Here is a 19,561-nt window from a genome sequence, read left to right on the forward strand (position 1 = left end):
ACCCAATCGCAGAAGTAGCGCTTCCGACTCAGAGGGCTGGAGCATTTCTCTGCAATTGGACGACGCTCATCCGATCGCGAAATGCTCCAGCCCCGTGAGGGGGCCATGAGCGCCGTGGACCAGGCCGCGGTCGCGACCGGCGGTCGGGGACGCATGCGGCTCTTCGCCGTGCTCGGCGGGCTCTACATGGCCCAGTCGATTCCCTCCTACCTCTTCGTCGCGGCCATCCCGCCGATCATGCGCGAGCAGGGGGTGTCGCGCACGGCGATCGGCTATCTCAGCATCCTCATGCTGCCGCTGGTGCTCAAGTTCCTGTGGGCACCGCTGGTCGATCGGGTCCGGCCGCTGGCGCGGGCGCACCGGGCAAGCTGGGTGTGCATCACCCAGGCCGGCGTCATCCTCGCTATCCTCGCCCTGCTCGCGGTGGAGCCCACCAACGTCGCGGCCATCATTGCCGTCGGCTCGTGCGCTTCGCTGCTGATCTCGACCCAGGACATCGCCACCGACGGCTACGCTGCCAAATATCTGCCGCCAGAGGACCGGCCAATCGGCAACGCCATACAGGGCGCGGCGGTCGCCTTCGGCGTGATCATCGGCGGCACGCTGGGCCTGGTGCTCTATCACCACATCGGCTGGACCGGCATGATCCTGATGGTGGCAGGGTTCTCCGTCGTGCCGCTGATCGCGGCGCTGGCCATGCGCGAGAGCGACGCGTCAGCGCCGGCCACGGCCCGGCCGTCGCTGCGCGCCTTCCTGGCGCGTCCCGAGGCGCGCCAGATCCTGTGGATCGCGCTCACCTATCGGGCGAGCGAGGGGCTGGTGAAAGCCATGGAGGGCCCCTACCTCGTCGACGCCGGCGTGCCGCTCGACGTGATCGGCCTCATCTCCGGCCTGGCGGCGACCACCGTCGGCCTTGTCGGCGCGGCGCTCGCAGCCTGGCTGATCCGGCGCTCGGGCGTGGCGATGGTGCTGAGCCTGCTCGGTGGGCTGCGGACCCTGTGCTTCGCGCTGTTCGCGCTGCATGCCTATGGGGCGCTCACCGGCCATTGGCCGCTGTTCGGCGCCGCGTTCTTCCAGACGCTGATCCGCTACATGGAGATCGTGGCGCTCTACAGCCTGTTCATGGCGGTGACCTCGAGCGACCAGCCGGGGACCGACTTCACCATCCTGGCCTGTGCCCAATTGGTGGTCTACCTGATCGGCTCCATGCTGTCCGGCCGCATTGCCGATGCTTTCGGCTACGGACCTTTGTTCGCCTTCTGCACGGCTTTGTCCGGCGCCGCCGTCGTGCTCGCCGTCGCGCAGTTGCGGGCGATCGAGCGATCGCCGTCGCCGCGGCTATAGCCGCAGCTTGATGGGGTTGGCGACGAGGGCCACGGCGCCGCGGCGGTGGCCGGTCTCGAAGGCGGCGTAGCGGAGCGCGGCCTCCCGGTCGCTGAACAGGCCACCGGCGCGGCCTTCGGTCTCGGCCGCGATCCAGTGTCCCTCCGCGTCGCGGCCCACGACGAACGAGATCGCCCGCGAGGGAGGTTCAATATCGTCGTGGCGCAGATGCAGGGTCGTCATCGTCTTGCTCGATCCATTGCCGCGGCTGCACATGGCCGCAGAGAGAAGATGCGGTGAGCCGCATCAAGGATCGAGCCTCCGCGGAGGGCTGAAATATAAGGGGCGCATAAGGTGTCGGCGCGCCTAGGCGTGAAACCAAGCCGCGGACGGTGAGGCTGCGGCCGCCGCCATCGCCAGCCCCGGCTCCTTGCACCATCGTGCCCTCGGCTAGAGTATTCGTTTTGATCAAGCGGGATTTGGTGCCTATTTTCGGTTTTGCTTGAGGAGAGCGTTAGCGAGGACGATGAGTTTTCGCATGATGGCGGTTATGGCGAGCTTGGGCGGATTCACCCCAAGCGCAAAAGGAAGCAGCCCGGATTCAAAGGCTTTGGAGCATGTCTGCGCCATAGGATGAACCCGTCGAATGGCGAAATGCTGTAGCGAGATCCCCAAACGGGGGATGCCTACAGCCCAACGTCCGAGGCGGGGCTTAGCGGCGGGTGGCACTATGTTGGTGCGCGCATCGGGCTGAGTAACATCAATGGACGTCCGCAAAGTCGAGCTCCACGGGCTTCAAATGCTGCGCGCCGTCGCGGCCCTGGCGGTGGTCGTGCACCACAGTCTCGAGGTTTCGGAGGGTGCGCCGGGACATGGGTTCAGTCCGGACTGGCTGACCACCTGTGGTGCCGCGGGCGTGGACATCTTCTTTGTCATCAGCGGCTTCATCATGGTCTATGTCAGCTTTCCGCCCGGTCGGCGGACGGAGCTGCCGGCGACTTTCCTGGCCCGGCGAGTTGTGCGGATCTATCCGCTGTATTGGATCTGTTCGGCCATGATACTGCTGATATTTAGTATCGGGCTTCTCAGAAATCAGAATTTCGATCTCATGACCGTGCTTAATTCGGCAATCTTATTGCCCGGTCACAAGCTCATACCGATGGCCTGGACGCTGTCATTCGAGATGTATTTCTATATCGTGTTCGCCGCCTGTCTTCTGCTGGCGAACGTGTATGCGTCCTCTCTGGCGGTGATCGCCGTCATCGTGAGCGGAATCGTCATCGGACGGATCCTGCCGCCATCGACCTTCAGTGAGTTCGTCGGAAGCCCGCTCGTGCTGGAATTCTGCTTCGGGCTGATTCTCGCGCTTCTCGTCATGCGCGGCGGCCTCCGCATCCCGCCGCGCCTCAGCATTGTCGGCTTCGGGCTGCTCGCGGCGGCGCCGGCGTTCATCGCCCATCCCAGCACCAACGGCTTACCCGACACCGCCCGCGTGCTCGCCTGGGGCCTGCCCGCTACATTGATCGTGGCGGCCTTCGTTTCCATCGGGCCGCCCCGCTCGGCGGCGGCCCGCACGGCGGTAGCGTGGGGCGACGCGTCCTATTCGCTCTACCTCACCCACGCCTTCGTGATGATCGCGTATGGCTGGCTCCTCAAGTTCACCTTCATCGGCACGATCTCCCAGATCATGGTCGTGCCGCTGGTGGTGGCCGCCTGTATCGCTGTCGGGCTGGTGACTCACGTCGTCGTCGAGCGGCCATTGGTGAGCCTCGGCCGCAGGCTCACGGGCCGGCCGCGGAGCGAGGGCGGCATGCGCCCGGCAACTCAGCAGGTCGATGGGGAGATGTCCCCATTGCCGCCGCTCGCCGCGGGGACGGCTCAGGCCAAGCTCCGCTAGACCGGAGGATCCGATCGGATCGGGACGATGCGGCAGGAGAGCGGATCGCCCGGGGTTCAGTTCGCCGGGGGGACGGGACAACTCGTGTCCCCCTCCTCGCATTTCAGATATCCCTTCAGATCGCTCGTTCGTGCTTTCGTCAGCCGGTCCAGGCACATCGCATAGATCATCGGATTGACCGAGCCGCCCGCCGAGCCCGACGACGAGAAGACGCACTCGGCGTCGCGGAACGCTACCCACGCCCGCTGCGCGGCGACGAGCAGCTTCGTCGTATCGGCATCGCTCTTCAAACGCTGTTCGATCTGCTTGTACAGCGCATTCAGCTCGGCATCCGAGGCCTTGAATGCCTTGCCGGCGCAATCGTCCATCGCTTTCTGGCTCGTCGCGTTGGCGCACTCGCCGGCATGCAGACCTGATAGCGGCGCGATCATCAAAAAGAGGAGGAGAAGAAGTCGCCGCATTTCAGTCTCCGCGCGTCAGGGCAGAAGGGATAACCCATCACGATCGAGGACTGAACACCGGCCGGTCTTCGCCCTGATAGTGGGCGACTCACGAGGTCCTTTTTGGTGTTCGCCGGGCGGCAGCGCGCTCCGTCTCCAGATGCGCGCAGTCCGGGCACAGCGCCTCGTCGCTGCCGTCCTCCACGATCCAGCGCATCCGGCGAAGTTCCGGGCGGAGGCACCGGAGGGAGTAGCTCTCGCCGTCGGCGGACGCGACCAAATGGAGCTCGACCTCCTCGCGGCAGAGGTCACACATCACGATGACTGACGCTTCGGAGATCATGGTCCCTTCCGAGCGCGGTCCAGCGGCGAGCAAGAGGAGGACCTAGCGCTGGCGCTTGAGCGTATAGCAGGCGACAACCTTACCCTCGGGGTTTGAATGGTTGTAGCATGCCTCGATCGTGGTGGGATCGATGACGTTCAGGATATACTGGCCGTCGTCGTCGAGCATGATGCCGCCCGCGCCGTCGTTCATGAGCGCACCGATGATCGTCTCTGTCTTCGTGCCTGAAGACGACGTTCCGACGAAGCGGTTTCCCTGCTGTTGCTTTATTACGAAGGTGAACTCCAGCGCCTGAGAGGGCAAGTTGGGCTCGCTGCCCTCGGTGGGTCGATAGGGATTTGCACCCCGATGGACGGCGGTGGCTTCGCCCTTCCATGTGCCGACGATATTGATCGGATCGGCAAGCGCTGAAACCGACGTTGCGACCAACCAGACGACGGCGCCGATCACGCTCATACGCTTCATCGAAGGGACTCCCGGACTATGAGACTGCCGACCCATATCAGCGGAGCCAACGGTCGGCCATCCGGGACGCGCGTGCCATAGCACCTTAGACAACGTCAATCGACGCCCGATCAAAACTCGAGGGCGGCCGGCGTTGCCGGGGGCCGGGCGGCCCCGCGCTGTTGCGCTGAAAATGACGCGACGCGATTAGGAACGTGTCGAAACCCTTGCCGTTTGATCACGTCGCGACCGGGTGTCGGGATGCCCACGCCTGAGCCCTGCACAACCTTGGAGGCAGGCAATGCAGGGCTGCTGGAGGGGAGGCGAGGGTCGCGCTGTGAAGGGAGCTGGCGAACTCAGTAATCGTCGTCGTCGCGAAGCCGCCGATTGCGGATCGAGCCGGTCGTGTCGGGATCACCGCGATACCTGTCGACTCGACGATTGTAGCGCTCGCCGTACCGCTGATCGTGACGCTCGTAGCGACGCGCGCGAGGCTCCGCATAGCCGTCGTCGCCCCGCTGAATGATGACCCGGGGGGCTCCGTCCCGTCCGATGCCGATCGACTGGGCCTGTGCCGACGGCGCAGCCATCGGTAGTGCCAGGGGCGCGAGTAGCGCGAGGGCAGCGAATGCTTTCATGATCGGGATCTCCGTCAACATCTCACTGGATGGTTAACGGTCGCCCTATCGAGGGGTTCCGAAGGTCACGGGATTGAGAGGAGAGCCGTACCCCGCTCCACGCGCCCCAATCCCGTGCGCGACGTCAGCATCTTCGGCGGAGCGATGCCGGCATGCCCGCCTATTAAAGCGAGCTCCGAACGAGCGGCTATCGCGGGCTCGCCCACCGCGGGGTCTGCAAAGATGCCCATCGAGACCACGACTGAGGAATACCGGCGCTTCCTTCTCGTTGGACAGTCTAGCCACGACGCCAGGCGAGGGGGCTCTCCATGTTGGGTCGGCCTATGGGCTCGTTGCCCAAGAAGATTCACGCGTCGGCAGGGGGACCGATGAAGGGCTCCGCTTCCTGAATTCCCACTGTAGGCCTGACCGAGAGGGGGGCGCGCAAGTCGTCCAAGATAGACCGGTGCCTTGACCTTGGCGGAGCGCGGGGACGGCGGGGGGCAAGGGCGGCATGTCCCTCCCGGGCACAAATTACCGCAGGATCGCGGCAGTCCGGCCGCTTGCTTGCTCAAACCCACGGGTTCGCCAGTTTCGCATCTGGCTCCTGGTCCCCCACGCCTCCTACAGAGGGTAATCCGATCTGCCGCCGCCGCGAGAGCCTCTTGCGCCGCACAACCGTGGCGAATATGAACCAAGAGTTAATATTCCGCACAAGGGATGGATCGGCAATGGGCACGCTGTGGGTGAATGCCGCGATCGTCGCAGACCTCGCCCTCCTCGTCTTGGTCTTGTCCCTCGCTTACCTCGTAAGCATTGCGCCTTCGACCGCTCTTGACGGGTCAGGTGAGCTGGACCCGCCTGGAGCTGAAAGACGAAGAGGCGGCAGCGGCAGCGTAGAGCCCAATTTGCCCCTACAATAAGATCCTTGCGCTTTATCAGCCGGTATCAGGCCCGGCCCGCGCCGATCTGCTTCGAGTGACCCGACAGGGAACTTAGTTCGACGCCCGCCATCGAAGGGAATAGGGCCACCGAGGGCGGCGACGCGCTGTTGCTCAGTATCGGAGGCGCTGCGGGTGTCGAACTCGCAGCCCGGAATACCGGAACGGGTGCGTCAGAACGGCAGGCCGAAACCCGAGCATTTCCAGCAAGATAGTTGGTCGGGGCAGCAGGATTCGAACCTGCGACCCTCTGCTCCCAAAGCAGATGCGCTACCGGGCTGCGCTATGCCCCGACTGCCGAAAAGGCCGTGATCCTCTAGGCTTTCGCGCCCCTCTGCGCAACCCCTCGCGGGCACGGTCAACAGAACATATGCCGACCGTGCGGGACGATTCCCGACCAAAGTCCCGCAGAAAGTCCCGCAGCGCGTTCCCGGTACGTTCATGGCTGGCCCTCGTCGGTGCCGGTCGCTTTCCTGACCGGCTTGCGAGCGGCGGAGACGGCTTCCATCGCCTCCCTGACGTCATCGTCGTGCACGTGGGCATATTTCGACGTGGTGGCGATGTCCTCATGCCGGAGCACCCGCGAGACGATCTTGATGTTGCCGCGCTCGCGCATGAGGCGGGTCGCGGTGGTGTGCCGCAGGTCGTGGAACCGGAAATCCTTCACGCCGGCAGCCCGCGCGCCGTGGCGGCGCCAGGCGCTCTTCAGCCCTTCGTAGGTGATCGGGTAGCGGCGCCCCTTCACCCGAACGCCTGGCTCGCCCCGGCGGCACACGTATGTGAAGACGAACTCGTCATGGTGGCCGCGCAGTCCCGCCAGAATGGCGCGCATCTCGCTGGTGAGGGGAATGGTCGCGGCTTTCTCGCCCTTGCCGATCACCGCGATCGTCTGGGCCGTCCAATCGACATCGGCCCAACGCAGGTTGGCGACCTCGGCCAAGCGGAAGCCGGACACCAACGCGAAGGCGATGGCAGGCCGGTAGTCGTCCCGCATCCGGTCGAAGGTCTTGGCCTCCTCGTGGTCGCGCAGTTCGCGAACCCGCTCCTTGGGCTCCGGCAGAAGGTGCTCGCTCCAATCTATCTTCTTGAGGCCGGGTTGCTCCCACATGTCGGCGGCCCGGATCAAGATGCGGCGCAGCGGCTCGGTCACGGTCCGGTTGACGGTGGCGTTGGTCAGCTTTCGGCGCGTCGTCTTGGTAACGACCTCCATCCCACGGCGCTTGGCGATGACCTCGGCGACCTTGCTCGGGCCTATGTCCCTCAACCGCGTTGTCGGGCCGAGTTCGGCGAGCAGCCAGTCCAGCGCCGTGTCGAGGGTCTTGCCGTAGGTGCCGCCATAGTGCTGGCCGACCTCATCCCAGAACCGCGCGATGGCCGCTCCGACCGTCATTGGGCCTTCCGTGAGGTCCTTCGCAGCCTTTAGGTCCTGCTCGGCCTGGGCTTTGAGGCGTCCTTCTTCGCGCTCTGCCGCGCGGCGTGACGTTGCATCCGTCGTGCCACAAAATCGACGACCGCTAAGCTGGAAGTCATAGACCCACTTGCCGTTGGCCCTTTGGTAGACGGACATTCGACCCTCCGCCGACGCGAAAGGAAGGCGTCGAGGTCATCAATGTGGAACATGCGGCGCGGACGCTTCAAGCCGCTGCCCTTCATGATGTAGGCGATGTCCCCGTTGCGCACGTGGTCGAGCAGCAGATCGGTTGACATGCCAAGATAGGCGGCCGCGGCGCTCATCGCGATCACCCGAGGCTGGACGGGGGAGGGCCTAGCCATCGCCGCCCCGCTTCCGCCGCTTCGGCTTCGCGGCGGCAGCGGCCCGGAGCTCCGCCGCAGCGCGATCGAGGTGCGCGCAGTCGGCGCACAACGCGTCGTCGCTGCCATCCTCGATATCCCAGCCCTTGCGGCGGAGCTCGGGCCGGACGCGGCTCATGTCATAGATCTCGCCAGGCTGATCGTGGAGGTGCACCTCGTGCTCGGCGCCGCAAAGGTCGCAGGTCACAATGACGGACGGGTGCGAGATCATGGAGAATCACCTTCGCCAGGGGGCGACAGGTTAGCGCCGGCCCGCGCGGGCTGCTCGGCGGCGGGCGGGGCGGTATCCCGCATGTGTTCAATCGGCTTGGTGATGTCGATCGTGCGCCAGTCGGGCCATTGGCGAGCTTCATTCTTAGCCTGCTTCGCGAGTATCGCATCGGCGAGCACGGTCGGGGTGGCGCCGACGCGCCATGCGCCGTCAATGGCGAGGATGATGACGTCTACCCACTCCTCGACGTCGGTCGGTTCGGCTTCGATCTCGGCGAGTTCCCTTCGGATGTGCTCGACGACGCTCGCGGTGCGCTCGCCCGGGCCAAACACCCGCTCGCTCCATTCCCGCTCGCGTGCGAGGTAAGCCAGGAAGTCGAAGGCAGGCGCAAAGCCACCAGCGCTGGGGGTGCGGGAGGAGGCGGGGGCGGATGTTACCATGTCACGGTAGATGTTGGCCGCGAGAGACCTGCTGACGGCATGGCGCCGTGCGGCTAGGTCCGTCTGCTCAGCCAGCGGCTCCACGGGCACCCTCCGCCACCCCGTGCCAGGCTCGCGCGTGTCGTCAGTCATGGGTTGGCTCCAAATAGCTGTCCGCGCTCGGCAGCCGGCCCCTTGGCCGACCGGCGGTAATCTTCGAAGGGGCCGAACTTCCAGCCGAAGCGGTTCGTCCAGCGCGCGACGTCGCGCAGCAGCTGGGCGTTCCAGTCGTGCCGGACGTGCGGCGTTTTGATGAGAGCGTTGAGCTTGATAAACGGCTGGGCATGGGGCTCGCCCCCCCAATCGATCACGCGACGAATCCGTGCCATGCAGGCGTCGAACGGCTCGTTTCCGATGAGGACGTAGACCCGCTTGCGGCGAGGGCTGACGTCGAGCAGCATTTGCATGACGCGCTCGACATGCGGGCCATCGCCCTCATCGTCGTATGCAAAGCGCCAAGGGCCTCGATTGATGCCGCGCCAGCGCGCGTATACCGCGTCGTCGAAGGTTCGCGGCTCGAATCCGCTGTTCGCGTCCAGAAGCGGCACGCCCGCGGCCTGGTACCGGCCGACGATGTGATCCTGATACTCCGGCGAGAGGGCCGACAGGTTGTTGTCGCAGAGCACCGGCCGCACCGGAAAATCAGGCAGCTCGGTGAAGCTCCGGCCCTCCATCTTTGGGACGATGCAGAACCAACATCCGACAGAGCACCCGCGGCTGGCGATCGTCGCCATTGAATTGTGGCGCCGAAGGGCGTCCGGCACGCTGCCACCGATCTCGGCCACGTCGGCGAGATAATGCTTGCGCGTGAAGATGCCCGGGCCGCCGGCGCGCACCTTGAGCCCAAGGGCTCGGTAATAGATCGCCAGTTGATAGGCGTCGTCGAGCCGCCACGTGAAAGCGACAGACAGGTAGGCGGTATCGTCCTCGACCCAATGCGCGAGGCCGCTCACCCAGCGGCCTGTCGACCAGTCACCCATGCTCAGCCTCCCGTGCGCGCAGCAGGGCGGCGAGGAGGGAAAGAGGCGGCGTGGCGGCCTTAGCGAGCTTGCTGACGTAAGTCTCTCTCTCGACAATGGCCACGCCACGGGATGAGAGCACCCACGACAGGCCGCATTGCTCCACCAGCCCCACGGCGGCGTCTATGGAGACATCAGGGGCGCTGTGGCGGGGGCCGGACCATAGCGGCGCGCTGCCATCGCCGCCGTAGACAGCGTGCGTGGCATCGATGTCTTCGGCGCCCCAGACGTGGACGCTGCTGCGAAACTCCACGCCCAGCACCGCGCAGATCACGCGCCCGAGCGTCTCGTCATCCAGCGGGCCGGGGGAGGACTCTACGGTGGTGAGGAGGGCTTGGCAGTCAGCCATGGGCCGCCTCCATCGCGTCGATGTTGCAGCGGTGGACGGCAAAGCTGATCGCCACCACCCATGGGTTGGAGGCCCAGGAGCCGGGGCCGTTGATGCTGTCCCAGAGCTCGGCGTATGTGACGCGAGGGTCAAACGATGCGCCGCCAAAGTATTGGTCGCCACGGTTGACAACCCAACGCCCGGTGGCTGGAAGCCGGGTGAGCCCCTCGGCAATTGCATCAGCCTCGCTGATGTCCTGGAGCCGCTGCACGCGGACGTCGGTGACGACGAGCGTCAGGCGCGTCAGCGAGCGCGGAAGGTGCATGCTCGCACGCAGGCGGCCCATCGGCACCTCCAGGCCGTAGGGCTCTCCCCAGGCGTTACGGGCGTCAGCCTCGAATCGGACGAAGCCGCTCGGACCGTGGCAGCCGCGCTCGGCTAAGCCGGCCACGAACCGAACGGGCGAGTACTCATCGCAGGTGGCTGGCAGCCGCCACGCCTCCCGCACCCACAGCCGCATGCCGACTGCGAAGCGGAGTTCGTGCTTGGTGAGGACGCGCCCGATCGCGATCCGCGGCAGCCGCTCCCCGTCCACGTGAACCACGGTCACCGGCGCGGGCTCGCCATCGACATAGAAAATGTCAGGGCTTGACCCTAGGAGCCGCCGTGTCTGCGTCTTGCGGCCGTCTAGCATGGCGCGGACCATCGGCGCCGAGAACAGGATGGGTATGTCGGTCATCGCGCCCCCCGCGGGCACCAGTGCGCCAGCCGCTGCTCCCAGGCGTCGCGCCCGGGGCGCCAGCGGACGGCGAGTTCCTCCGACAGCAGCACGGCGCCGACCTCGCGCCCGCCGGCGTAGAGCCGGGCGAGGGTGCGGCGGTACCGGTCGTGCCCGTGGCGCTCGACGGTGACGGGGCCGGCGAGCAACTCGCGCAGACGCTGCTTGGCGATCAGGCCGACGGCGAGCTCGTCCTCGCAGCGGGACTGCCAGGTCTCCGGCGTGTCTACGTCGAGCAGCCGAACGCGCTCTTGCGGCGCGCCAGGCGACGGGGCGGGCAGCGCGACGGTGTCGCCATCTATAATGGTGATGCGGCGGCCGTCGACGGTTTCGGCGGTGGCCGGCGCCGCGGCGAGGGCGAGGCAGAGGAGAGCGGTACGCAACATGGTCATCCTGCGGCGGTGAGGAGGGGGAGATCGGCGGCGGCGCGGCGCGGAGCCACTTCGCGGGGCCGGTAGTTCGCGGCGACAAGGGCCTGGGCCATCACGGGGCAGACGCTGTTGCCGCACATGCGGCCCTGCTGCTCAGCGGTGAGCATCACGACGGAGCCATCCTCGCGGATGCCGCGGTCGATGATGTAGTCGGGTCCGAAGCTCTGCGCCGAGAACCGCTCGCGCGGTGTCAGCATGCGCATGCCGATGTCGGTGATGACGTAGGGCTCGCCGTCGACTTGGACCGTAACGACGCCATGGCGAGGTAATGCCGTGACGGTATGCATCGGCTCATCGGCCGCCTGGCCAATGGCGCCCGTGCCGTAGTACTTGGCCAGGAAGGCATAGAACGTCGCCGCGTGGTTGCCGCCCGCGGATTCCGTGCGCGCCGGGGCATCGGCCGGCGCGTCGCGGCGATCGGAGCCGCGCAGATTGATCATGTGAGCCGCGACGACACCCTGGGTGCAGCCCTTACCGACGATGGTCGATAGCGGCGCCTCGGCCGGATGCCCGACCATGTCCGTGTTGTGCTGGGCCATATAGGCAGCGACGACGGTCTGCTGGCCACCCGAAGCCGTGATGGTGCTCGCCGGCTCTCGCACGTCGGCGCCAGCCTTGGGCTTGCCGCCGCGCTCGCTGTTGTGCTGCGCCAAGAAGGCGGCGACCAGCGCGGCCTTACCGGCGCCGCCCGCCGTGATCGTGCCGACGGGCTCACCAGCCGCCGAGCCAACCGAGGCGCCGAACTGGCGGGACAGATGGACGGCCGCGAGGCTGCCTTCATTGCCGGTGGGCACGATGACCGGCGCCGGCTCATTGACGGCGCGGGTCCGCGGATCCTGGCCGGGCCGCTCGCCGTAGCGGGGGACGAGGAAGGGCGAGACGACACTCAGTCCGGCGCCGCCGGCAGTCACGGTGTGAGCGGGCTCGTCGGCGCCGTTGAACGGCTTGTCCGCGTTCCGCATGGTGGCGACGAAGGGCGTCACCAGGGCGTCGCCGCCGAAGTGCGTGCTGGTAGGCATCGGCTCATCAAGGCCGCGGTCGCGTCGCCCCCGGCTATCGCCATGGTTCGTGCGGACGATGAACGGCCGCGCCGCCTGCAGCACGTAGCGCACGGTGCCCTTGGCGATCCGCGCCATGGTGGCGTCGGCGAGGGGCCGGATCGCGCGGACGCCATAGAGCCGCTTGATCTCCTCGCTCGTGTCGAAGATCGAGGGGCACGGCAGCGACCAGTCGATGATCTCGGCCGCTGTGCGCCAGGGCAGCGACCGGCCCGCCCGGACGGCCTCCGACTGCGGGTCGCCATGAGTCGGCTCCGGCCACGCAATCGGCTCGCCGTCGCGTCGGGCGATCAGGAAGAGCCGCTTACGGATCGTCGGCGCGCCATAGTCGCAGGCGCGCAGCTCGCGCCACTCGACGACGTAGCCGGCGCCCTCGAACGCGGCCACGAACTGCTTGAACGTGGCGCCCTTGTGGACCGGGCACGGCCGACCATCGTCGAGCAGTGGGCCCCAGTCCTGAAACTCCTCGACGTTCTCCAGGATGACGACGCGCGGCCGCTGCCACTTCGGCAAAGAGCGGACCCAGCGCAGGCCGACCCAAGCCAGCCCGCGGATATCCTTCTCCCGCGGCTTGCCGCCCTTAGCCTTGCTGAAGTGCTTACAGTCCGGCGACATCCAGAAGAGCCCGACCGGCTGCCCGCCGGCGGTGCCGATGGGATCGACGTGCCAGACATCCTCGACCAGGTGCCGGGTGCCGGGGTGGTTGGCCCGGTGCATGGCGAGCGCCAGTGCATCGTGGTTGATGGCGATGTCCGGATCTCGGCCGAGCGCCAGGCGGATGCCCTCGCTCGCACCACCGCCGCCGGCGAAGCTGTCGACGATCAGCTCATGCATCGGCGTCGCTCCTGAAATCTGGCAGGAGCTTCGGCATGGTGCCCTGCTCATAGGCGAGCGCGACCGCAGCGCGGGTCTGCTCGTAAACCGTGGTGCCGTCGGGCGGCAGCACGTGCGGCAAGAACTCCTGCTCAAACGAGACGATGCCGCTCTCGACGGCCTCGAGCTTCGCCTTGATCATGAGGGCGAGCGCGCGCCACTTCTGCCGGCAGGCCTGCTCCCATTCCTTCAGTGCGGCTTCCGGCGACCGCGCGCCGCGCGAGTGCTGGGTGAAGCGCTTCTCCGCGCGGTCCGGCAGCGTCATCAGGAATCGGACGTACCGGCCCTGGCAGCGGAACTGCACCATCGCCCGATCGCCTTCCCAGCCGGAGAGGAAGCCGTCGGCGCCGTAGCGGCGCACGATCTGCTCGATCTCCATCTTGGAGCGCTCGACCGAGACCTCGGTGGTGGCGGCGTAGCTGGGCATCGACGGCTCAGCCTTTCTGCTTGCGCTTGGAGAAGGGTCGGCTCGGCCAACGAGACGAGCGCGGCCGCTGGCTGCCGGGCTCCTTGCCGAGCATCCGTCGACGGTGCTCTTCCTGCTCGGTGGTCAGGCGCCGGAGCTTGGCGATCCGGTGGATGTCGCCGCCGGCGGTGGTGATGCGCTTCTCGCCGCCCGGCCCGAAGGTCTTGACGTCGTGCTCGCGCTTTGGGCGCCAGACGAGATATCGCTCGTCGTGCTGAGGCGGGTCCCAATCCGTGCCGTCGGCGTTGACCGCGCGGATGCCGAGCGCCGGGTCATGGTCGAGCTCGCACTCGTCGGGCTCGAGGCCGAGCTGACGGAGCGCCGCGTGCAGTTGGACGAGTAGGGGTGGGCGCTTGCGCTTTGGCGCTGCGCTCAGCGGGCCGGTCATGCGGCCCTCCGCAGCTCGGTCGGATCAACACCGAGCATTGCCGCTAGGACAGCGAACACCGCATCCTTGGATTCTTGGAAGCGCCGCTTGCCCATGGCTTTCGTCGACTGGCTCTGAGCGGTGTGGTGAATGACCGTCGCGCCGTGGACCTGAACGACCGAGAACTCATCGACTGAGCGGACGAACGCGGCAATGCGGATGGCCTCGGCCTTTGAGGAGCACACGATGGTCCGTTCGTCGCGGAAGCCGGCGCGGATCAGGGCAAACTTGCGCAGGTGCTCGGCCGACGGAAACTGGCCGTCGAACTGCTCCGGCAGGCTCGACCAAGCCTCGTTCACGATCGCGAAGAAGTGGCGGTGTGTGACGCCGGAGCGCTCTTCGTGGGGCACGAGCACGTAGCGCTCGCCGATGACGAACTGGCGGTCCGCCACCTTGGTGAAGCGGGCCAAGGGCACCATGACCTCGCCGTCCCAGGTAAAGGCGATCGGGGCGGGCGCGCTCATTCGGCGGTCCCGTCTATCGCCGAGGTGATGCGCTCGATCTCCTTCTTCACCTCGAAGGAGTCGGAGGGGTTGTGCGACCAGAACTGACGGAGCGCCTCGCGATTGCGGGACTGCCACATAGCGACTGCCGCGGGCTGATCGCCGTTCTCTTGCAGAAACGCCATGCAGCGGTCCGCAAAGGAGCCGACCGGGATGCCGGCGAGCGGCTCGTTGTCGAGCCAATCGACCAGGATGGAGGGGCCGCCGATGCGCTCCAGCCGGATTTCCGCCGCGCCGTGCTCCGCGAGCTCCGCGGGCGTCAGGTCAATGGCGCGCGTCCGGTCGACCTCCTCGTGGATGTAAACGTTTGAAAAGTCATCGGGCCACGCCTTCCGGACAGCCAGGGCTTCGGCGACCTTGGCGAGCATGTGGCGTGGCATCTTCGGCCAGTTGCCCGACTGATCGAGTTCCTTCGCGCCGGTTGGTTTGCGCTTGCGCTCCGCATCGTCATACGCCCACTGATCCTTGATTGGGGCGTATTCTGACCAGTAAGCGGAGGCCGTGACCTTATGCCAGGCGCCGTGGGAGAACTTCCAGACGCGCACGGTCGCCTTGATCAGACCGGCGGGGTTCAGGTCAGAGACGAGGGCCTCGTCCGTCTCATAGGTGGGCTCGTCTTCGTCGGGCCGGTAGTTGCCCGTGCGCTCGGCGATGGTGCGGAAGCCGTCGATCGCAGTGACGATCGACATGCGCCGCTTCTTCGCGTCATCTTTTGAGAAGACGAAGGCGTAGATCTGCTTGCGGAGCGGGTCGAGCCGCACGGCCCGGCACATGTGGATGAAGAGGTTGAACTCATCCTCGTTGGTGTCCGCCGCGACGGTCCGCCTGATCAGCGAGAGCATGCGGCCGTCCCAGGTGGGCGAGCTGATGGCGACGCTCGCGGCTGGAGCAAGAGCATTCATTGCGGCTTACCTCCCGCTGATCTGGATGGTGAACGAACCGTTGGATAGGGTCGCGCCCGGCACGTCCGGATGGTCGCGGTCAATGGCGACCAGCGCGGCGGCGCGCTCCTCCTGGTTCTGTATCTTCGCCGCCTCCTGCTGGGCGGTACGCCTTGCCTTGAGCGCGTCGAGCAGATCCTTCTTGCTCAGCGTTGGCTTCGCCGCCTTGAAGAATCGGGTCGGGATGTCGGCCTCCTCGGTCACCACCACCTTGGGGGCGACCTCCTTGCGCGTGACGGTGCCGGCGGGCGTGGGCAGCCGCTTCAGCTCGCCGATCTCCATCGCGCTGCTGATCAAGACGCGCTTCATCTCCGCCCGCTCCGCGAGGCGATCGCTTCGGGCCTTAATGCGAGCGGCCAGTTCGGAGGACGCCTCCGCCATGGCCTTGTCTTCCTCGACCGAGGCCACCAGGAGCGCGATCTGCTCATGCAGGCTCGTCTCGCCTTCGATCGTGTCCCGGAGGAATTCCGGGTCACCTGCTGCGAGATCGGCGATCTGCGAGCGTAGGACGGAGGCGGCTTCCATCTCCCGGAGAAGTGAGGCTGCAGCGTCGCGCGGGGCGCGGTCGGGCGCATTCATAACTTCTCCCTCCTGCGGATGATGGGTCGATAGATGCGCGGCAGCTGCGGGCCGCCAGCGGCCTTGCGCCGAGCCCGGAGCACGGCGGCGTAATCGAGGGCAGCTAGGCCGAAGATGAAGAGGATGGCCGCGGACGTGGCGGCGAGGAAAAGAGCCTCAGCCATCGTCAGTCTCGATGCTGACCACGAAGAGCGGAGCCGCGCCGCCGCCGATCACGAGCTCGCCGCGGCGAGCCAGATCGATGCATTCAGCCTCGCTGCCAACCTCGTCGGTCAACGCCTCCTGGTTGGACGCCCAAAAGGCGCTCCACGCCGCGGCGTCGGTGATCGAGATGATGGTCACCGGAGACGAGGCCGCCATCACGCGGCCCTCGCCATCTCGCGGTGGAAAGTCCGCTCGTCGGAGATGAATTCGTCCGTGCGATAGAAGTCGAAGCCATGTGCTTCGATGAAATCGCGAACGCCGGCGTGCGGCGTGTTGAGTATCGCCCGGCTGTATTCGCTCAGCAGCTCGGCAATCTCAGCATCGGCGCGGGCCGACGTGCCGGCGGCCGGGTTAAACCGATAGACCGCCTCGATATCACCGTACTGGCCATCGTAGAGATCAACGACAACCTGTTCGGCCGTGGCGTTGATCAAGCTCGTCTCGGGGATGTAGTCGCCCGAGGGGTGCTTGGCGATGACGATGTAGAGGTTCCGGTCGATTGCGGGGGCGGACATGGGTCTCTCCTGCGATGGAGAGACCATAGATGGGCAAAAGCCCATCGTCAATATCACAATGGGCAAAAGCCCATCAAAATATCACTGCAACCAACCCTCAAAAATGATTCGACAACCCCGGTCCTAGCTGGAATCCATATTAGAACAAAATGAGAACATGGTTGACGGGCGATGAAGGTGGGCGTCGATTACAGGATGCGGTTGCTGTCGGAGGTTGCGCGCCTGGACATCGTCTGCGGGGACTGCGGACGGCGCCGAACCTGGGGATTTCGCGAGCTGAAGCGAATGCAGGGCATGGGCATCCATACCCTCGGCGACCTAGCGCCAAAGCTGTCGTGCAGCGCGTGCCCGAAGAGTTGGAGGCGCGCAAAAAACGTCGCCGCACGGCCGATCTGGCGGGCGGATGCCCCGTCGATCGAGGCCCGCACGGCAATGAGCCAAACCGTCGAGCGCATTATCTCGGCCTCGCTCGCAGAGGCCGTCCAATAGGAGGCTGCCATGGCTGGCAACAGGATCACCTATTATGTGGTTCAGCCCTTTGTCAGGGACGAGGAGGGCGTCCTCTATGCGCTCGAGCCTATCGAGGCTCGCGACATGGGCTCGGCGTCGCGACGCGCGAGGGCGTACGCAGATGCAGGCGGGGGCGGCATCGCTTTCAGTCGCTCGGGCGACCCTTCCAGCGGAGACTGGGACGATGCCGTCGTCATCGGCCGTTACGGCGAGATCCCCGAGGAGGTCGAGGCGTGACCATGACGCGCGACCGGGCCGAGATGCTGGCGATCGAGGCGCTTGAGTGGATCGGCAATTCGACGATCCGGATGAACCGCTTCCTTGAAATGACCGGGCTCGACCCGCTGCAACTTAGGGAGACGGCGAAGCTGCCAGGCTTCTTTCCCGGAATTCTCGATTGGATCGTTGCCGACGAGGCTACGCTCCGACTATTCGCCATGGAGGCCTTCACGGAGCGAGCGCGTGATGGCTGCCAGATCGGCACTCGGGCCGGCCAATACCGAAGCGCGGGCCCATCCAGCTCGGCAAATTGCCTTCAACCTGCTGCCACGGCGGCTCTATCGATGAGGACGACGATGGCACGTCAACCGACCGCTCGCCGAAAGAAGGCGGCGACTGCGCCCGAGCTTGAGCTGACGACTGCGACGGTTGAAGTCCCTGCGCCCGGGCCTCTGGCAACCCCGGCCTCGCTCCCGGCTACAGTCGCGCCGCCGACACTCGATGCGGAAGAAGCTCCGGCCCAGCGCGACGATGATCGGCGCTCGGCCGGACGTCCTGTCACGCGCTCGCGCTTAGCTGGATTTCCGTCGCTTCCGCCCCGGCGGCTCTACCGGTAGCCGCGCCGCTTCAGCTCAACCCTGCAAAGACGATACGATGCACGGATAGCACCTGGTCCTCGGGAAAGCGCAGCTCACGGTCCTGCCCTTCAGGCGGGTTGTGCTGATAAAGGATCAGCGTGGTCCCGCCGCGGGACACGAATTCCTTCACGAAGGCGTCCGGCGGCGTGCCGTCGTCCACGCTCGAGCGCAGCAATTGCACCACGACGTCATCGCCGCGACGGACCGGCAAATGCGGGTTCACCCAAACCGTCTCGCCCGCCTTGAAGCGGGGTGCCATAGAGTCCCCGTGGACATAGACGGCATAAGCGCCCTCCACACCCTCCAGTGAGGGCGGGCAGAACGTCTCGCCGACCCGCTCTCCGTTCATGACGAAACGACCGTCGGCGCCGCCGGCGGCATGCCCGAAGATCGGGATGCGGCCCCTCGGAAACTGCTGGTAGACCGGTAAGGTGGCGTTGGGCTCGGGCCGGAAAAGGGTCACGGGAGCTCCGTCGCCTTCATCGTCAAGCCAGTTCGCCGGTCGGCCCAGGGCGACCGCAATTTTGCGAAGGTTCTCCAGCTTGCCGCGCCCACGCTTTAGCGCATCGCGAACGTAGGTCTCTCCCAGGCCCGCCTGAACGGACAAGGCCTTCATGTCGAGGCCACGCCCGACGATCTCGTCTTCCAGCTTTTTTCGCCACCCTGCCATGTTGGGAAATTGCCCACTCTTTTGCCCGTAGTCGAAGGGGAAGAAGCCCATTGACGCGGGGGCAAATGCCCATTACACAAAGAGCATGCGCGAGACGAACAAGCTGCTGCTGGAGATCGACGCCTATCTGCGGATGAGCGGGATGGCTGAGAGCACGTTCGGCAAGAAGGCCGTCAATGACGGCAAGCTGGTCCAGCGGCTGCGCTCTTCCGGATCGGTCACCCTTGAGAAGGCGGCACAGATCCGGGCGTTCATCGCGCGAGAAGCCAAGCCGGAGGCGGCTTGAATGTCCGCTGTCGCCAACTCGGTCATCATCGTGCGCATGTCGCGCAGCCTCGCGCTGGCGCTGAGGCTGGCGCGCCCGTCCGGCCCGCCGCCCGAGGCGCCCGGCACCCGAATGCTCGCCGCTGATCAATGGGGCCGCGTCTACGCGTGGCCGCTCGCCGCCGGCGCAAGGGAGCGGAGTTGACCATGGCGATCGCGCTCACCGACAACGTCCGCGCTTCCATCATCGCCGACTATCAAGCTGGCGAGAAGGTGGCCTATGTCGCCGCCAAGCACGGCATCAGCCGAATGACTGTCGTCAAGACGGCTCGGAGAGCTGGCTGTGAAGCTCGCACGTCAGCCCGGTGGACCGACGCGGACCGCGAGCGCGTGCTCGACCTTTGGGCCGACAGCAACAGTTGCAAGACCATCGCGCGCGTGACCGGGATCCCGCGCGGCACCGCCGAGTGGATCGTCGGCAAGGCAGCCATCCTCGGCGATGCTCGTGCAATGCCAAGGCCCCGTCCGGTTCGTGCGAACCGCGCGGCATTGCCATGACGGCCACCGCCCAACAATACAGCCGGCTCATGCCGATTGTCCCGAGGCTCCTCACGGAGCGTTTCTTCCCTGA

At 66.2% G+C, this 19,561-nt stretch carries 31 protein-coding genes and 1 tRNA gene; 8 read left to right on the forward strand and 24 right to left on the reverse strand.

From position 1 onward, the window contains the following. The first annotated feature begins 105 nt into the window (after window positions 1–105). Window positions 106–1,344, forward strand: coding sequence for an MFS transporter (locus tag IEW34_RS15370; protein ID WP_188610080.1), 1,239 nt, complete (start codon window positions 106–108; stop codon window positions 1,342–1,344). Here IEW34_RS15370 and IEW34_RS15375 read toward each other — a convergent pair. Beyond that, window positions 1,339–1,566 (reverse strand): hypothetical protein, encoded by a 228-nt coding sequence (locus IEW34_RS15375; protein WP_188610081.1) that lies wholly within the window; start codon window positions 1,564–1,566, stop codon window positions 1,339–1,341. The genes IEW34_RS15370 and IEW34_RS15375 overlap by 6 nt on opposite strands. A 556-nt stretch (window positions 1,567–2,122) precedes the next feature. Between IEW34_RS15375 and IEW34_RS15380 the strand changes: the two genes are divergently transcribed. Next, window positions 2,123–3,220, forward strand: coding sequence for an acyltransferase family protein (locus IEW34_RS15380; protein WP_188610082.1), 1,098 nt, complete (start codon window positions 2,123–2,125; stop codon window positions 3,218–3,220). 56 nt (window positions 3,221–3,276) lie between these two features. Here the strand turns inward: IEW34_RS15380 and IEW34_RS15385 are convergent, their stop codons facing one another. The 22 genes from IEW34_RS15385 to IEW34_RS15490 all read right to left on the reverse strand — a co-directional run bounded on the left by IEW34_RS15385 (window position 3,277) and on the right by IEW34_RS15490 (window position 16,629). Next, window positions 3,277–3,681 (reverse strand): lysozyme inhibitor LprI family protein, encoded by a 405-nt coding sequence (locus IEW34_RS15385; RefSeq protein WP_188610083.1) that lies wholly within the window; start codon window positions 3,679–3,681, stop codon window positions 3,277–3,279. Window positions 3,682–3,769: 88 nt separating this feature from the next. Continuing rightward, window positions 3,770–4,003, reverse strand: a complete 234-nt coding sequence (locus IEW34_RS15390) for a hypothetical protein (protein ID WP_188610084.1) — start codon at window positions 4,001–4,003, stop codon at window positions 3,770–3,772. A 42-nt stretch (window positions 4,004–4,045) separates the two neighbouring features. Next, entirely contained in the window at window positions 4,046–4,468 is a 423-nt protein-coding gene (locus tag IEW34_RS15395; RefSeq protein WP_188610085.1) for a hypothetical protein, read from the reverse strand. Between the two features lie 335 nt (window positions 4,469–4,803). Then, window positions 4,804–5,085 (reverse strand): hypothetical protein, encoded by a 282-nt coding sequence (locus IEW34_RS15400; protein ID WP_188610086.1) that lies wholly within the window; start codon window positions 5,083–5,085, stop codon window positions 4,804–4,806. Between the two features lie 1,136 nt (window positions 5,086–6,221). Next, a tRNA-Pro gene (locus IEW34_RS15405) sits at window positions 6,222–6,298 on the reverse strand. Window positions 6,299–6,444: 146 nt separating this feature from the next. Beyond that, entirely contained in the window at window positions 6,445–7,395 is a 951-nt protein-coding gene (locus IEW34_RS15410) for a tyrosine-type recombinase/integrase (protein WP_188610087.1), read from the reverse strand. Between the two features lie 29 nt (window positions 7,396–7,424). Continuing rightward, window positions 7,425–7,739 (reverse strand): helix-turn-helix domain-containing protein, encoded by a 315-nt coding sequence (locus tag IEW34_RS15415; protein ID WP_188610088.1) that lies wholly within the window; start codon window positions 7,737–7,739, stop codon window positions 7,425–7,427. Window positions 7,740–7,770: 31 nt separating this feature from the next. Continuing rightward, entirely contained in the window at window positions 7,771–8,028 is a 258-nt protein-coding gene (locus IEW34_RS15420) for a hypothetical protein (protein ID WP_188610089.1), read from the reverse strand. Next, window positions 8,025–8,600, reverse strand: coding sequence for a dATP/dGTP pyrophosphohydrolase domain-containing protein (locus IEW34_RS15425; RefSeq protein ID WP_244642004.1), 576 nt, complete (start codon window positions 8,598–8,600; stop codon window positions 8,025–8,027). Before IEW34_RS15425 ends, IEW34_RS15420 begins: the two co-directional genes overlap by 4 nt. Next, entirely contained in the window at window positions 8,597–9,460 is an 864-nt protein-coding gene (locus tag IEW34_RS15430) for a hypothetical protein (protein WP_188610090.1), read from the reverse strand. Before IEW34_RS15430 ends, IEW34_RS15425 begins: the two co-directional genes overlap by 4 nt. A gap of 19 nt (window positions 9,461–9,479) precedes the next feature. Beyond that, window positions 9,480–9,875 carry a hypothetical protein gene (locus IEW34_RS15435; RefSeq protein ID WP_188610091.1) on the reverse strand — a complete coding sequence of 132 codons (396 nt, stop codon included), beginning with the start codon at window positions 9,873–9,875 and terminating at the stop codon, window positions 9,480–9,482. Further along, the gene (locus IEW34_RS15440) at window positions 9,868–10,593 is read right to left on the reverse strand and encodes a hypothetical protein (RefSeq protein ID WP_188610092.1); all 726 of its coding nucleotides are present in this window, start codon (window positions 10,591–10,593) and stop codon (window positions 9,868–9,870) included. Before IEW34_RS15440 ends, IEW34_RS15435 begins: the two co-directional genes overlap by 8 nt. Continuing rightward, a complete protein-coding gene (locus tag IEW34_RS15445; protein WP_210324508.1) occupies window positions 10,590–11,018 on the reverse strand; it encodes a thermonuclease family protein in 429 nt (142 codons plus the stop codon). The genes IEW34_RS15440 and IEW34_RS15445 overlap by 4 nt, the downstream gene beginning before the upstream one ends. A gap of 2 nt (window positions 11,019–11,020) precedes the next feature. Further along, complete coding sequence (locus IEW34_RS15450; protein ID WP_188610094.1) at window positions 11,021–12,955, reverse strand: DNA cytosine methyltransferase; 1,935 nt, start codon at window positions 12,953–12,955, stop codon at window positions 11,021–11,023. Then, the gene (locus IEW34_RS15455; RefSeq protein ID WP_188610095.1) at window positions 12,948–13,421 is read right to left on the reverse strand and encodes a hypothetical protein; all 474 of its coding nucleotides are present in this window, start codon (window positions 13,419–13,421) and stop codon (window positions 12,948–12,950) included. Before IEW34_RS15455 ends, IEW34_RS15450 begins: the two co-directional genes overlap by 8 nt. A 7-nt stretch (window positions 13,422–13,428) precedes the next feature. Further along, the gene (locus IEW34_RS15460; protein ID WP_188610096.1) at window positions 13,429–13,848 is read right to left on the reverse strand and encodes a hypothetical protein; all 420 of its coding nucleotides are present in this window, start codon (window positions 13,846–13,848) and stop codon (window positions 13,429–13,431) included. After that, window positions 13,845–14,351 carry a hypothetical protein gene (locus tag IEW34_RS15465; RefSeq protein ID WP_244642006.1) on the reverse strand — a complete coding sequence of 169 codons (507 nt, stop codon included), beginning with the start codon at window positions 14,349–14,351 and terminating at the stop codon, window positions 13,845–13,847. The genes IEW34_RS15460 and IEW34_RS15465 overlap by 4 nt, the downstream gene beginning before the upstream one ends. Then, window positions 14,348–15,292, reverse strand: a complete 945-nt coding sequence (gene bet / locus IEW34_RS15470) for a phage recombination protein Bet (protein WP_188610097.1) — start codon at window positions 15,290–15,292, stop codon at window positions 14,348–14,350. The genes IEW34_RS15465 and bet overlap by 4 nt, the downstream gene beginning before the upstream one ends. A gap of 6 nt (window positions 15,293–15,298) precedes the next feature. Further along, a complete protein-coding gene (locus tag IEW34_RS15475) occupies window positions 15,299–15,910 on the reverse strand; it encodes a siphovirus Gp157 family protein (RefSeq protein WP_188610098.1) in 612 nt (203 codons plus the stop codon). Beyond that, window positions 15,907–16,074: a hypothetical protein gene (locus IEW34_RS15480; RefSeq protein WP_188610099.1), complete on the reverse strand. Its 168-nt coding sequence runs from the start codon at window positions 16,072–16,074 to the stop codon at window positions 15,907–15,909. The genes IEW34_RS15475 and IEW34_RS15480 overlap by 4 nt, the downstream gene beginning before the upstream one ends. After that, window positions 16,067–16,270 (reverse strand): hypothetical protein, encoded by a 204-nt coding sequence (locus tag IEW34_RS15485; protein ID WP_188610100.1) that lies wholly within the window; start codon window positions 16,268–16,270, stop codon window positions 16,067–16,069. The genes IEW34_RS15480 and IEW34_RS15485 overlap by 8 nt, the downstream gene beginning before the upstream one ends. Beyond that, window positions 16,270–16,629, reverse strand: coding sequence for a hypothetical protein (locus IEW34_RS15490; protein WP_188610101.1), 360 nt, complete (start codon window positions 16,627–16,629; stop codon window positions 16,270–16,272). The genes IEW34_RS15485 and IEW34_RS15490 overlap by 1 nt, the downstream gene beginning before the upstream one ends. A gap of 171 nt (window positions 16,630–16,800) precedes the next feature. Here IEW34_RS15490 and IEW34_RS15495 point away from each other — a divergent pair, with 171 nt between their 5' ends. Genes IEW34_RS15495 through IEW34_RS15505 form a run of 3 tightly spaced genes read left to right on the forward strand, consistent with a single transcriptional unit; the run spans window position 16,801 to window position 17,975 of the window. Then, a complete protein-coding gene (locus IEW34_RS15495; RefSeq protein ID WP_188610102.1) occupies window positions 16,801–17,118 on the forward strand; it encodes a hypothetical protein in 318 nt (105 codons plus the stop codon). Window positions 17,119–17,127: 9 nt separating this feature from the next. Continuing rightward, window positions 17,128–17,376, forward strand: coding sequence for a hypothetical protein (locus IEW34_RS15500; protein WP_210324509.1), 249 nt, complete (start codon window positions 17,128–17,130; stop codon window positions 17,374–17,376). Between the two features lie 2 nt (window positions 17,377–17,378). Next, window positions 17,379–17,975: a DUF3572 family protein gene (locus IEW34_RS15505; protein ID WP_244642029.1), complete on the forward strand. Its 597-nt coding sequence runs from the start codon at window positions 17,379–17,381 to the stop codon at window positions 17,973–17,975. A gap of 10 nt (window positions 17,976–17,985) precedes the next feature. Here the strand turns inward: IEW34_RS15505 and IEW34_RS15510 are convergent, their stop codons facing one another. Continuing rightward, the gene (locus tag IEW34_RS15510) at window positions 17,986–18,717 is read right to left on the reverse strand and encodes a S24 family peptidase (RefSeq protein ID WP_188610104.1); all 732 of its coding nucleotides are present in this window, start codon (window positions 18,715–18,717) and stop codon (window positions 17,986–17,988) included. A gap of 34 nt (window positions 18,718–18,751) precedes the next feature. Here IEW34_RS15510 and IEW34_RS15515 point away from each other — a divergent pair, with 34 nt between their 5' ends. Genes IEW34_RS15515 through IEW34_RS15525 form a run of 3 tightly spaced genes read left to right on the forward strand, consistent with a single transcriptional unit; the run spans window position 18,752 to window position 19,488 of the window. Beyond that, window positions 18,752–18,952, forward strand: coding sequence for a hypothetical protein (locus IEW34_RS15515; RefSeq protein WP_188610105.1), 201 nt, complete (start codon window positions 18,752–18,754; stop codon window positions 18,950–18,952). Next, entirely contained in the window at window positions 18,953–19,135 is a 183-nt protein-coding gene (locus IEW34_RS15520) for a hypothetical protein (RefSeq protein WP_188610106.1), read from the forward strand. 2 nt (window positions 19,136–19,137) lie between these two features. Then, complete coding sequence (locus IEW34_RS15525) at window positions 19,138–19,488, forward strand: hypothetical protein (protein WP_188610107.1); 351 nt, start codon at window positions 19,138–19,140, stop codon at window positions 19,486–19,488. Window positions 19,489–19,561 lie beyond the last annotated feature (73 nt).

The organism is Chelatococcus reniformis (assembly GCF_014640075.1).
Lineage (GTDB): Bacteria > Pseudomonadota > Alphaproteobacteria > Rhizobiales > Beijerinckiaceae > Camelimonas > Camelimonas reniformis.